The 13,579-nt window shown below is 31.3% G+C and carries 14 protein-coding genes; 4 read left to right on the forward strand and 10 right to left on the reverse strand.

The genetic code is table 11. The annotated features are described in order from the left end of the window. Positions 1–50 precede the first annotated feature (50 nt). From ACHRV0_RS09875 to prmA, 4 genes are all read right to left on the reverse strand, one after another. Positions 51–728, reverse strand: coding sequence for a lysoplasmalogenase (locus ACHRV0_RS09875; RefSeq protein ID WP_395440735.1), 678 nt, complete (start codon positions 726–728; stop codon positions 51–53). Then, positions 725–2,008: a sterol desaturase family protein gene (locus ACHRV0_RS09880; RefSeq protein WP_395440736.1), complete on the reverse strand. Its 1,284-nt coding sequence runs from the start codon at positions 2,006–2,008 to the stop codon at positions 725–727. The genes ACHRV0_RS09875 and ACHRV0_RS09880 overlap by 4 nt, the downstream gene beginning before the upstream one ends. Before the next feature lie 64 nt (positions 2,009–2,072). Beyond that, positions 2,073–2,348 carry an ATP-dependent Clp protease adaptor ClpS gene (locus ACHRV0_RS09885; protein ID WP_395440737.1) on the reverse strand — a complete coding sequence of 92 codons (276 nt, stop codon included), beginning with the start codon at positions 2,346–2,348 and terminating at the stop codon, positions 2,073–2,075. Positions 2,349–2,378: 30 nt separating this feature from the next. After that, a complete protein-coding gene (prmA, locus tag ACHRV0_RS09890; RefSeq protein WP_395440738.1) occupies positions 2,379–3,212 on the reverse strand; it encodes a 50S ribosomal protein L11 methyltransferase in 834 nt (277 codons plus the stop codon). Between the two features lie 114 nt (positions 3,213–3,326). Here prmA and ACHRV0_RS09895 point away from each other — a divergent pair, with 114 nt between their 5' ends. Both ACHRV0_RS09895 and ACHRV0_RS09900 read left to right on the forward strand, forming a co-directional pair. After that, positions 3,327–4,463 (forward strand): hypothetical protein, encoded by a 1,137-nt coding sequence (locus ACHRV0_RS09895; protein WP_395440739.1) that lies wholly within the window; start codon positions 3,327–3,329, stop codon positions 4,461–4,463. Next, positions 4,450–6,759, forward strand: a complete 2,310-nt coding sequence (locus ACHRV0_RS09900; RefSeq protein ID WP_395440740.1) for a hypothetical protein — start codon at positions 4,450–4,452, stop codon at positions 6,757–6,759. Before ACHRV0_RS09895 ends, ACHRV0_RS09900 begins: the two co-directional genes overlap by 14 nt. 133 nt (positions 6,760–6,892) lie before the next feature. Here the strand turns inward: ACHRV0_RS09900 and tpiA are convergent, their stop codons facing one another. The 5 genes from tpiA to ACHRV0_RS09925 all read right to left on the reverse strand — a co-directional run bounded on the left by tpiA (position 6,893) and on the right by ACHRV0_RS09925 (position 11,153). Further along, positions 6,893–7,645: a triose-phosphate isomerase gene (gene tpiA, locus ACHRV0_RS09905; protein ID WP_089058093.1), complete on the reverse strand. Its 753-nt coding sequence runs from the start codon at positions 7,643–7,645 to the stop codon at positions 6,893–6,895. 92 nt (positions 7,646–7,737) lie between these two features. Beyond that, entirely contained in the window at positions 7,738–8,232 is a 495-nt protein-coding gene (locus ACHRV0_RS09910; RefSeq protein ID WP_395440741.1) for a TlpA family protein disulfide reductase, read from the reverse strand. A gap of 369 nt (positions 8,233–8,601) precedes the next feature. Further along, entirely contained in the window at positions 8,602–9,264 is a 663-nt protein-coding gene (locus ACHRV0_RS09915; protein WP_395440742.1) for an alpha/beta hydrolase, read from the reverse strand. Between the two features lie 151 nt (positions 9,265–9,415). Beyond that, complete coding sequence (locus tag ACHRV0_RS09920) at positions 9,416–10,516, reverse strand: BT_3928 family protein (protein WP_395440743.1); 1,101 nt, start codon at positions 10,514–10,516, stop codon at positions 9,416–9,418. Between the two features lie 97 nt (positions 10,517–10,613). Then, positions 10,614–11,153: a DUF1599 domain-containing protein gene (locus ACHRV0_RS09925; RefSeq protein WP_129025734.1), complete on the reverse strand. Its 540-nt coding sequence runs from the start codon at positions 11,151–11,153 to the stop codon at positions 10,614–10,616. A 147-nt stretch (positions 11,154–11,300) separates the two neighbouring features. Between ACHRV0_RS09925 and folP the strand changes: the two genes are divergently transcribed. After that, positions 11,301–12,125, forward strand: a complete 825-nt coding sequence (gene folP, locus ACHRV0_RS09930) for a dihydropteroate synthase (RefSeq protein WP_395440744.1) — start codon at positions 11,301–11,303, stop codon at positions 12,123–12,125. Between the two features lie 146 nt (positions 12,126–12,271). Continuing rightward, the gene (locus ACHRV0_RS09935) at positions 12,272–12,919 is read left to right on the forward strand and encodes a hypothetical protein (RefSeq protein WP_395440745.1); all 648 of its coding nucleotides are present in this window, start codon (positions 12,272–12,274) and stop codon (positions 12,917–12,919) included. A gap of 40 nt (positions 12,920–12,959) precedes the next feature. Here ACHRV0_RS09935 and rlmH read toward each other — a convergent pair whose 3' ends face one another. Then, a complete protein-coding gene (gene rlmH, locus ACHRV0_RS09940) occupies positions 12,960–13,433 on the reverse strand; it encodes a 23S rRNA (pseudouridine(1915)-N(3))-methyltransferase RlmH (protein WP_071637326.1) in 474 nt (157 codons plus the stop codon). Positions 13,434–13,579: the final 146 nt, after the last annotated feature.

Genomic DNA, 13,579 nt, shown 5'->3' on the forward strand with positions numbered 1-13,579 from the left:
TTTTGCGGTATAAATGCATTTAAAGAAGAAATGACTATTTGCATCAAATACTATTCAATCTTCTTTGGATTCAGTTTTAATATACCAATTACAATCAGATATTGTGCCACAAGATAAGTGAGCATGATAAAAAAGGAACTTTTCTCAATTGGGTTATAAAATTTGTTAATCGCCAGAATACTGTCAGAAATAACAAAAACAAGCGCACCAGAAAAAACTAGTTTGTTGCCTGGTTCATTCCAATTTAAAAGTCCGTTGTAAGCAAACAAAAGCATAATCGAAATTACGCTGGCATAAACAATTACAGGTATTTTTAAATCGCCTAGTGAAGGTAATAACACAGATAACATTCCAATTAAATAACAAGCAATTAATATGGTGCCAATTCCTATTGCAATACTGTTCTTTTTTAAATTTCTTTTAGTCTGACGATTAAAAAGGATGCAGTAAACGATGTGAGAAATTAAGAAAGAAACTAAGCCTAGAATAAAATAGATTTCGGATATATCTGAAAAAAGCAATATTACATCGCCAATCCATGAGAACACCAAGGCAGTTAAAAGAATATTTTTAGTTGGGAAATTTTTATAGAAATAAACTCCAAAAATTAAAATTGGTATTAATATCGGCTTCAAAAAAAAGTTTAAATTTTCGTGTCCTAAAAATAGAATAAGAAGATAAACTGCGCTGAAAGCAATATAGATTTTGAATAAAGTAGCGTTTCTCATTTTGTGGGTACTGTATTTATGGGTTGGTTTTGGATCGTTTTAAAATCAATTGTTATAAAGTATACCGATATTAAAAACGATAAACTCAAATAACCAAGAATAATATAATTACTTAGATAAAAAACTTGATTTAAACCAAACCAATCGCCATAATAGGTAATAATTGCTGTTGCGACGGCCAAACGCAAACCTTCCCAAAAAACAGCGTACCTATTTTTGTCCATTAGTTCACAGTAACTATAAATAGTTATTAAGATGAAAAAACCGTAGATAAAAATGTTTGGAAGTCCGATTTTAGCAATATTATCAAACAAATAACTCACAAATAAAAGCGTTATTAAAAGTTGTGTAACAGACCAATAAATTAGTTTTTGAGAGTTTTGTGTGCCGTATTTCTCAAAATTAAAAACATTTTCGATTTTATTTACAGGATATTTTTGCTCAAAATTTTCTGGACGCCATCCAGTTGGTTTAAACCAAATGGTAAATTTATCTTTCCAGCTCTCAGAACGCCATGCATCTTTAATTAATAAGGTAAGATGCTGAAAATTTATTTTTATTGGATTCCAAGTATTAGCAGGTCTAGTGATTCCGAAAACTGGCGGAACATCATCTAATTCTGCTTGAAAAGTACCAAAAAGTTTATCCCAAAAAATAAAAATTTGTGAATGATTTTTATCTAAATATTCTGGATTTATAGCATGATGCACTCTATGATGTGATGGCGTAACGAGAATATGTTCAAGAATCCCCATTTTTTTAATGTGCTTAGTATGGTACCAAAACTGCAGGAATAAATGAAGTGGGAGTGTAATTGCAATTACCGAAGCTGGAACACCTAATAACGCAGCGGGAATTAATAAAAAAGTAAACAAGTTAGCTAAACTTGCAATAGGCTGACGCAGCGCACAAGCAAGATTGAATTCTTCGCTGCTGTGGTGAATAGCGTGTTTGTTCCAGAAAAGATTAATTTGATGCGCCCAGCGATGACTCCAATAACCATAGAAATCGATAACAAAAAAGGCGATGATATAAGAGAGAACATTGGCTTCTTGATGAAAAAGAGCAATTTTAGAAACCATCCATTCATAGGATATGAAAGTCAGGCTTAAGCCTAAAACGTCTTTTACAGAATTTGTAATGCCAGAACTAATACTAGACACGCTGTCTATCAAAGGTGCAGTATCGTCCTTTTTGTAAATGCCGTATATTTTTTCAATTACAATTAAAACTAAAAAAACAGGCATTGCGATAATCAATATCTTTCCATATTCTTCCATAAAAAAACATTCTATTTTATTTCAAATATAAAATAAAATAGAATGTTTTTTTAATTATTTGCAATTAAACAATTTCAGCGCTCAATCCTGCTTCTAAAAGTTGTGTGCATTGCGGTTTTAATTTGTCAATAGGCCCTGTTTTTACTGTGCATTTTCCGTTATAATGTACAATTAAAGAACATTGTTCGGCCTGCTCTGCCGTGTGACTGCAAACTCGCATTAAAGTATCAATTACATGATCAAAAGTGTTTACGTCGTCATTATAGACAATAATTTCGTTATTAAAATGTATTGCTTCCTTCTCACGGACTCTTTCTCTTACTTTTTCTTTAGTACTCATTGTTTTTAGGTTTTTGTACTGTTGTAATTACTAATTTACGTATTTTAATGAAACCCAGTTGTTTCTTTGAAATTTTTTAACATATGTCAGCCCTTTTTCAGTGCATGAAGCATCGATAAACGGAACATCTTCTTCATAAAAACCGCTGAATAATATAATTCCTTTTGGGTTCAAACTATCTACATAAGTCTGCATATCGTTTAGAAGAATATTTCTGTTGATATTAGCGATAATCAAATCATATTTTTTACCTGCTAATAAAGCGGCATCGCCTTCGTAAACGGTAATATGTTTACAATTATTGCGTTCAGCATTTTCGATTGAATTCAAATAACACCAGTTGTCAATATCAATAGCATCAATAGGTTCTGCGCCTTTCATTTCTGCAAGGATAGCTAAAATTGCAGTTCCGCAACCCATGTCTAGAGTTTTTAATCCTTTTACATCCATTTCAAGTAAATGCTGAATCATCATGTGCGTAGTTTCATGATGACCAGTTCCAAAACTCATTTTTGGTTCAATTACAATATCAAATTCAGCATCCGTTTTTTCGTGAAAAGGCGCACGAACATGGCATTTTCCGTCAACATCTATCGCTTCAAAATTCTTTTCCCATTCTTCATTCCAGTTTACCTGATCGATTTCCTCAACAGTATATTCAATTTTAAACTCGTCAGATTGTAAAATATAAATATCATCCAGAATAGTTGAATCCCATAAATCTTTCTTCACAAAAGCCGAGATTCCGTTGTCTGTTTCTGTAAAACTTTCAAATGCTTTTTCACCTAATTCAGCTACTAAAATTTCTGATCCAAGCTCTTTTGGTTCAATCGTAAAATGATATCCTAAATATATATTTGACATAAATAAATTTTTTGCAAAGGTAAGAATACAAAGCAGAATTTGTTCATAAATAAATCATATTCTTTGAATTATTAATGTTAATTTTGAGCTTTATTCTGTAAGTTTTTTAGTACCATGAAAAATATTGTTTTAATCTTACTTTTTGTCGTTTTATGCTCTGGCAGCTGCAAAAAAGAGCATGAAGTAATTCGTTCCTTTTGTTATTGGAAAACAGATATGTATTTTTGGGAAGAGGATGATTCTCTAATTAAAAAATTGGATGTAAAACATATGTACGTTCGTTTTTTTGATGTTGATTATAATCCGTATTCAAAAGAACCGCTGCCTGTTGCAACAATTGGAGATATATCACTTCAAAAAAATAATATTGAAATTACGCCAAGTATTTTTATTACCAATGAAGTTGTTTTAAAATCAGATAAAAAACAGTTGGATAGTCTGGCGGTAAGAATAGCTAAACGAATAGAACAAATTGGTCAAAAAATGAATGATAGGAAAGCAGAAACTCTTGCTTCAAATATTGTTTATCCAAAAGACTATTATAAACAGGAGAATTACAAACGTTTAAATTATGATTCGGTAAAATCAATCGAAGCAGCAAAACTAAAAGTTGATTTTAAAGAAATCCTGATTGATTGTGATTGGACTGAAAAATCACAGAAAAGTTATTTCTACCTATTGAAACAAATTAAAACTCAGTTTCCGTCAGCAAAAATAGCAGCAACAATTAGGCTTTGGCAGTATAAATACGCAACAAAAGCTGGAGTTCCACCAGTAGATAAAGGCTTATTGATGTGTTACAATATTTCAAAACCAGATGATCAGCAGACTAAAAATTCTATTGGTACAAGCGAAGAATTAGCACAATATATTACCCACAGCGATTACAAACTCAAATTAGATATTGCATTGCCATTGTACAGTTGGGCAGTTGCTTTTAGAGGAAATCAGTTTAAAGGAATCTTATCAGATTACGATCAATTAATAAAAGACAGTATCAAATTAAAGAAAGTTTCTGATTCCAAATATGTTTTGCAAGATGATGTGCTGGTAGGACAGACGTATTTGCGAAACGGTGACGAAATAAGAATCGAAAAAATTTCAGACAACGAACTCGAAAAAATGATTTCGATTGTAAAAAGTAAAATTCAAATCGATAGTCAAACAAAAGTGACCTTTTTCTCATTTGATAAAAAATACATAACCGATTATGGAACCCAAAATATATCTAAATATTATGAGAGTTTTTAGCACTTTACTTTTGGTTTTAAGCTTTCAGGTTTCTTTTGCCTGCGGATGGAGCGTATCGCCGGAAACCAGTCGTTTGGTTTTGTTTAAAGCACAGCGAGAAGGTTTCTTTAAGCTCACACCGTTTTATTATTCAGCAGATAATTATTATGCTACAAATACGATTTCTGACGCTGATCAGCAATTAAATTGTTTAGAATGGAAGAATAAATTAGGAAACAATATTAATCCTAATGATGTTTATGTGATTCTCTATGAAACAGATTCGGAACAATTTGAAACAGCTTATGAAAATAAAACTTTGAATAAAGTTTTTGAAAAGAATACTTTTGTTAAGGCCTTATTACAGCCAAAAAACAAACAATTTTTAAGCTATATTTTATTTGCTAAAAAACTGGAATACAATAGCAATACTGATGTTAAATGGGAATCATGGGGACAAATTGGTTATGAAAGTAAAAACCATAAATTGGCTGAAGTAACTGATTTTGAAAAAAAAATCAATTCGGCTAAAGATCCTTTTTTAAAACAACGATATGCTTTTTTGATTTTGAGGTATAGCTTTTATAATGCAGATCCACAAGAAGTGATCCGTTTGTATGATACTTATTTTGCTCAGAATAAAAAAACGATTTTAGAGCCGTGGGCTTTGTACTATAAGGCTTTGTGTGTAGAGAATAAAGCTTTGCAGAATTATTTATTAAGTCAAGTTTTTAATACTTGCGAAGAAAAGGCATTTGCGGTTTTACAACATTATAATTGGAAACTTACTGCCGAAACTTTGGCTTTGGCACAAAATGATGAGGAACGAAGCATAATTCTAGCAATTGAAAGTCTTAGAACTCCAGCTCCTGATTTAAAATCGATTAAAGAAATTTATGAACTAAGTCCGAACAGCTTGTTTTTGAGTTTTTTAATTGGTAGAGAAGTGAACAAACTCGAAGATTGGATTTTTACACCGCAATATACTAATGGTGGAAGTCCATCTGTAACTTTTAGCGATACAAATTGGTATGAAGATTACGCTAAAGCAAAAGCTGAGAATTTTAATAAAGATATTTTATACTTGCGAGAATTAGAATATTTCTTGATTTCAATTCGCGAACAAACTTCAGGAGAACAAAAAGATTATGTTACGGCAGCAATTGCTCAGCTTTGTTTTATTGATGATCAAATTGACGAAGGGAAAAAGTACACCAATATGATTTCTAATAAAGCGAATGCTTCTATACAAATGCAAAAGAATATTCAGCTCGCTTTGGTTTCTTTAAAGCAAGATGATTTAAAGAATGAGAAAGTTCAAAATCAGCTTTATAATTATTTTAGTTCAGTTGAAAATTTGGTAGAAACGGATCATGGATTGTTTAAAAATTTATACAGTTTGTATAGAATTGCTGGCGATGAGTTTTATAAAAAAGGCGATGGAGCTATGGCAGGTTTGCTATCTATGAAAGCTGATATTAAAAATGAAGGCGAATATGTGTCCTACAACAATCCCTATTTTTATAGTTATATTGGTTATTTTGATCGAAAAGCAACTATTGAAGATGTTGATCGTTTGATGGCGCTACAGCAGAAAAGAGACAAAACACCTTTTGAAAAATATATTTGCTCAGGAACAATCGCTCCAAATATTAATTATTATAAAGATTTAAAAGGAACCATTGCTTTTAGAAATAATAACTTGGAATTGGCTTATAAAACTTTTTCAAGTATGCCTCAGGATTTTTGGGAGAAGAATTATGATTTTAAAAACTATTTAAATGAAAACCCTTTTACGCCTAAAATCTTGCAAAAGCAGCAAGAACGCAAGTTTGATTATCGTTTTAATAAAACGGACTTTATTGCAAAACTGATTCAGTTAAAAAAGCAAAATACGGCAAGCAGTAATTTACAACTCGCGCACGCTTATTTTAATGTATCGTATTTAGGTAATTCCTGGATGATGACAGCTTATGATTGGACTTCAGGAGAATCGTACGTAGACTATGTTTATGGCGATAATACTGAGAATGAGAAGAAATACCAAAATGGCAATTATCATAATTTAAAAATGGCCAAAATGTATTATGAAAAAGCCTTAAAGATGTCTAAAAATACTAACGAAAAAGCAATGGCAAGTCTAATGATTTTTGAATGTAATTATTACAATCATTACGCTGATTTAGTTTCTGCAGAAGACGAGGAGAAAAATCCATTTAAGGCAGGGAAGGAGCTGGTTAATTTTTATTCTATTTATAAAACTACGCCGATATTTAAAAAATACAATTGCCCGCTTTTGAAATCGTTTATTAATTAGATTTAGTCAAAAAGTCAAAAAGTCAAAAAGGCGAAAGTCAAAAGTCAAAAGACGAGAGTGAGAGAATAAAAAAAAGCGTTCGCTGTGCGAACGCTTTTTTTATATAGCAGATTTCGAAATCTAAAATCTAAAATTAGATTGCTGTAACGATAGCTAAGAAATCATCAGCTTTTAAAGCTGCACCTCCAATTAAACCACCATCTACGTCTGGTTTAGAGAAGATTTCTTTTGCGTTGTCTGGTTTTACAGAACCACCGTATAAAATAGAAACTTCATCAGCTATTTCAGCTCCAAAAGCTTTACGGATAGTTTCTCTAATAAATTCGTGCATTTCTTGAGCTTGTTCTGGCGAAGCAGTTTCTCCAGTTCCGATAGCCCAAACTGGCTCATAAGCTAAAACAACTTTTGCCCAAGATTCTTTTGCAATGTGGAATAATCCGTCACGCAATTGATTTTCAACAATATTAAAGTGATTTCCAGTTTGACGATCTTTTAATTCTTCTCCAAAACAGAAAATTACTGTCATGTCGTGTTTTAGTGCTGTATCAACTTTATTTGCAATTAAAGCGTCAGTTTCGTGAAAAATAGCTCTACGCTCAGAGTGACCTAAAATCACAGTGTTAACTCCAACGCTTGTTAGCATATCTGCAGAAATTTCTCCTGTAAAAGCACCGCCTTCAGCTTGGTGAACATTTTGAGCAGAAACGCCAATAGTTGTATTTTTTAATTTTGCAGCAGCAGCTTGTAAGTTTACAAATGTTGGTGCAACAATTACTTGTGCAGTTGTTTGTGCTGGTATTTTTGCAATTAATTCATTCAATAATTCTTCAGTTTGCTCTGCATTTTTATGCATTTTCCAGTTTCCTGCAACAATTTTTTTTCTCATTGTGGTAGTTTTTATTATTCTTTTAATTTTTTGTTTTTATTGAAGTTTTATTAAATCAATTTCGATTTTTGAAATTGATATTTTAAAGTAGGTTATTTTAAACCTTTTAAAGTTTCGTTAATTTTATCAAAATCAGTTTCAATTGCGCGGTATAAAACAATTTTTCCTGTTTTGTCAACGATAATGTATCTCGGAATCCAATCTAGATCGATAGCTTTTCCAAAAACACCTTTCATACCGTCATTCATCATATAATGATCTCCTTTTATTTCGTGTTTTTCGATTCCAGCTTTCCATTTCTCAGCAGTTTTGTCAGCAGAAAGGAATAAATAAGAAACATCTGGATTATTAGTTTGCAGCTCTTTTACTTTTGGCATCGCTTTTACACAGTCACCGCACCATGAAGCCCAAACTTCGATAACTAAAGTTTTTCCTTTATATTTTTTTAAAATGCTTTTAAAAGCAGCTTGACCTCCATCAGTAGTTAATAATTTTTCAGATAAAGCTTCTTTAGAAAAACTTGTTTTTTGTGCTTGCGAGCAAGAGAACGTAATAAATGCAATAACGACAAGAGCTAATTGTTTCATATAAGATTTATATTTTTTAATGTAATTGACATATCGTTGTTCAAACTTTGAATTTCGATAATTTCATAAATTAATGTTTCCGAACAAAGTTAAACAAACAATTTGAAAGCCAAATGCAGATTAACAAATTTTGAATACTCGCTTATTTTGTAACAAAACGACAATTTTAGGTTAAAAAAATGCGAATGAAATCGTAATAGTTGGCTCCAAAATTCACTATTTTTTTGAAAAGCCTTTTCAAAAGATCATAGAATTGTTAAAACTTTATTTTGTAGAATAATTTTTGAAGTAAAAAAACGTCAGATTTCAATCAAAAAGCCTTCAATAAAAATGAATTATTGAAGGCTTTAATACTGTTTTTTTGATTGGTTAATTATAATCTCCGGTTGCCCATTTTTTACTTGGAGCAATCCAGTTATCTGAAGCTTTGTATAAAAAGCCATGTTTTAAATTAGTATTCAGTTCGATTTCCTTAAAGTGATTTATTTTAAGCTTAGAAGTTTCTTTTCGTTTAATTGCTGAAACGCCATAAATATCTGATTTTTCATAAATCGTTAAAATGTTGCCGCAGAAATTAATATCTGGAATTTGTTCTATGTCAGAATCTTTAAAACACCCAATAAAAACAAAATTCACATTAGGATTTGCGAGATAAGTTGAAACGTATTGTGCAATATAACCGCCTTTTGAAGTCCCAATAACTGTTATTTTACTTGGAGAAATTCCTTTTTTTATAAGTGCTTTAATTTGTTTTACGATTTTTTCTGCATAATCGGCAGCATTTGTGTTTTTCTTTCTTTTTTCACTGAAAACAATAAAGTTATCTTTTCTAAAAGATGCTAAAATTTCATTGTATTCCGCTTTTCCATATTCAGGATGGGCTGTAGTTAAATCATTTTCTTCAACAAATTTATTGTGTAAGAAGAAAATGTACCGTTGGTCTTTTTTTGATGTCTCAGTTTGGCTGAAACTTGTAATGCTGGAAAGAAAAGTTAATAAAAAAGTAAGTAGGAACTTTGGTAATGGTTTCATAGATTGGTTTGTTTTTTTGATGAGTCTTTGAACAAATATAGAAAACAAAACGGCAGATTTATTCTTTTTAGTATGTACTATCTTAATAAAGAAAAACGCCAATTGACTTAATAGAAAATTGGCGTTTTAAGATTTATTTTGATTGAAAGTATTACAATTTCAAATCATCAACATCATTATAATGTACTTTTTGAATAATTGTACCGTTTTGTAAAATTACAATACTTGGATTTGCTCTTTCAACCGTTTTTAAAGCAGTAGCATCACAGAAATAGAAATCAACATCTAAGTTGTATTGCTTTTTGGCTTTTGCAATTTCATCAGCTCCAGAGGCTGTCATGGCAATTACTTTGTAACCTTTTGCTTTAGCATCTGCGGTTACTTTTGCTAATTTTTTCATCCCAGACGGTTCAGATAAAGTCAAATCATAAGTTACAAAAATTACTAATTTCGGTTCTTTTAAGAATTCATCTTTATAATCAGAATCGTCTTTTGTCATTGTAAAATCGTGAATTGGCGGTACATAACCTTCAGAAATTACTTTGTCTTTACGGTCAACAAATGTTGCACCTTCGGGAATATTCATTAAATCTTTCTCTGTAAATTCTTTGTCAACTCCGTTTACTTTGTAGATAAAAATCATTTCAACTACAGATTTTGGAGCTCCTTCTGGAATTTCCATTCCTTTTTCGATGTTAGTTCCCACTTTGTACGGACGGAAATCTTTTATAGGATTGTGGTTTAAAACCCAAACAGCCATTAACGAACATAAAAGCACACTTACGTAAACTGCAAAATTGGTTTTTGGAGTTGAAAATAATGGTTTTATTAATTTTTGATTGATGAATAAAATCAAAATAAAGAATAATAAAACAACGTCTTTTGTAAAGGATTGCCAAGGCGTTAAATGCAAAGCATCACCAAAACAACCGCAATCTTTTACTACATCAAAATAGGCAGAGTAGAAGGTAAGGAATGTAAAGAATACAATTAGAAGCAGTAATGCCCAAATCGTCAATGTTGCTCTATAGCCAACTAATAACATTACACCTAAAACTACTTCTAAAATCACTAGAAAAATAGCTAAACCTAAAGCAAAAGGCTCTAAGAATGGCATGTTGAAAACAGGTTCGCTAAAATATTCGGCCAGTTTGTATGAGAAGCCAACTGGGTCATTTAGTTTTATTAATCCCGAAATGATAAATAATACACCTACAAATATGCGGGAGAACTGAGTAATAATGTTTTTCATGGCAAATATTTAAAATTTAAATTCCTCCCGATGATTATCGGGACCAAATACCAAGTCAAAGATTGGAATTTGGGATTTTATTTTTTTGTAATTTGATTTACTTGATTGGGTTTAAGATTAAAGCAAAAACGGCATAATTAATCATATCCTGATAATTAGCGTCAATGCCTTCAGAAACTAAAGTTGCACCTTTGTTATCTTCAATTTGTTTTACGCGAAGCAGTTTCTGAAGAATTAAATCAGTTAAAGAGCTTACACGCATATCGCGCCATGCTTCTCCATAATCATGATTTTTGGCTTCCATTAAATCTTTCGTAAGTTTTACTTTAGCATCATACAATTCAGTTGCTTTTTCAACATCAAGATCAGGCTGGTCAACAACTCCTAATTCTAACTGAATTAAAGCCATAATAGAATAATTGATGATTCCGATAAATTCTCCTTTTTCATCTTCATCAACTTTGCGAACATCGTTTTCTTGTAAGCTTCTGATTCTTTGCGCTTTTATGAAAATTTGATCCGTTAGCGAAGGCAATCTTAAAATTCGCCACGCACTGCCGTAATCTTTCATTTTATTGATAAACAAGGTTCGGCAAACCGTGATTACATTATCAAATTCTTGAGAAGTATTCTTCATTTATTGCTGTATATTTGCTAAAATTTTTCCAAAAATAAGGATTAAATTAAAGAGTTTCAAGTTTAGTGTTTTCTTTGTTTCAAGTTTTTTCTAAACAAAGTGTTAACGGTGATAACTTGAAACCTGAAACTTGAAACAAAACAAACAATGACGATTAACTGCAAAGGCGAACTTATAGATTTAATGATTACTAAAGTAATGGGAATTTTGAATGTTACGCCGAATTCTTTCTTTGATGGCGGAAAATATAAAAATGAAGACGATATTATTTCGCAGGTTGACAAAATGCTTTCTGATGGTGCTGCGTTTATTGATATTGGCGCTTATTCAAGTAAACCTAGTGCCGAATTTGTTTCGGAACAAGAAGAAATCGATAGAATCGTTCCAGCTATAGAATTAATTTTAAAACATTTTCCAAAGGCATTATTATCAATAGATACTTTTAGAGCCGAAGTGGCAAAAGCAAGTATAGAAAGCGGTGCTGCAATTATAAATGATATTGCCGCTGGAGAACTAGATGATAAAATGTTTGATGTAATTGCAAAATATAACGTTCCATACATTATGATGCATATGCGCGGCAATCCGCAGACGATGCAGAGTTTGACGCAATATGAAGACATTGTAAAAGAAATGCTTTTTTATTTTTCAGAAAAAGTACAAAAAGCAAGAAGTTTAGGAATTAATGATTTGATTCTAGATCCAGGATTTGGTTTTGCCAAAACAACCGATCAGAATTATGAGGTGATGCAAAAAATGGAACTTTTTAATCTTTTAGAATTACCTGTTTTAGCAGGAATTTCAAGAAAGTCAATGATTTATAAAACACTTGATATTACACCGCAAGAAGCTTTAAACGGAACCACGTTTTTAAATACGATTGCTTTAACAAAAGGAGCAAAAATTTTGCGTGTGCATGATGTTAAAGAGGCAGTGGAATGTGTTACTTTGTTTAATAAATTTGATTTATAATTGAAATAATCACCGAGTTTGTCATTTCGACGAAGGAGAAATCTTCGTTGCTAGATCAACAAAGATTGGTGAATTTCTCTCAGGAAATACTAGTGTGATTTCTCCTTCATCGAAATGACATACTTTGAGTTTAAAAACAAACAAATATGAAATACTTTACTATAATTATAGCTCTGTTGCTTTTCTCCTGCGGAAAAAAAGAAAACGTTTTACTTCCAAAATCAAATGTTTCAATTGTAAAAGATGTACAAGATCATTCGCCGATTTATATTTTTTTTAAAACTGAAGGAAAGGATACGATTGCTGATTTAAATAGAAAAAGTGCTATTATTTCGACCAATTGGATTTTCAATATCGATAAGCGTTTGCCTTTGAAAATGGTAATTCCGCAGGTTATGAAAATGCAGGAAAAGAAAAGAGCGGACAGCGCTCACAAAAATGAAAATGCTGAAAACTACTATTCATACGCAGATTCAATCGGAAAGAATTTAGCTTTTCTGCCTTTCACGAAAGTGTATTATAAAATGGAAATTGCGAATAATAGAAGTCAGCTGTATTTTAAAAAGAACGGAATGATACAATACAGCGGAAGAAAAACGTATGATTTTCCTAAAAGTAATTTAAAGCCATTTTTGGATAGTTTGGTTATAAATCCAAAAGCTCAAATTACATTTTCATATGATAAAAACATGAGTTATGGAGATTATATTCAATCTAAAATTCTTGTAAAAACAATTATTGATAAAAAGATTCCGTTTGTTTTTATAAACGAAGATGAAGAGTTTGTTTTCTAGAAACTGCGATTAAACCATTAAACAAATCAACGATTAACCGTTATTGATGATGATAAGGTTCGTTACGTAAAATCGTAAATCCGCGGTACAATTGCTCGATAAAAAACAACCGAACCATTTGGTGTGAAAACGTCATTAGCGAAAGTGAAACTTTTCCTTGTGCTTTTTTATAAACCGTTTCCGAGAATCCGTAAGGACCTCCAATTACGAAAACTAGTGTTTTTACGCCAGAATTCATTTTCTTTTGCAATTCTTCAGAAAAACCAACACTGGAGAAGTTTTTTCCGTTTTCATCCAATAAAATTAATTGATCTGTTGGGGAAAGTTTCGACAAAATCAATTCGCCTTCTTTTTCTTTTTGCTGACTTTCAGATAAGTTTTTTACGTTTTTGATGTCTGGAATAATCTCCAAATCAAATTTGATGTAAAATGACAAACGTTTGGTGTAATCGTCAATCAAAGTTTGAAGCGATTTATTGTCTGTTTTGCCTATTGCGATTAGTTTGATGTTCATTAGTTCTTTTTTTTGCCATGAATTACAGTAATTGTCGCGAATTTATTTTTTAGTCACAGATTTCACAGATTAAAAGGATTTTTTATTAAATTTTAATCTGCTTGATCTGCGAGAAAAAAAAATATCCTCTCGCAGATTTAACAGAT

It is taken from the genome of Flavobacterium sp. FlaQc-30 (genome assembly GCF_044005885.1).
Lineage (GTDB): Bacteria > Bacteroidota > Bacteroidia > Flavobacteriales > Flavobacteriaceae > Flavobacterium.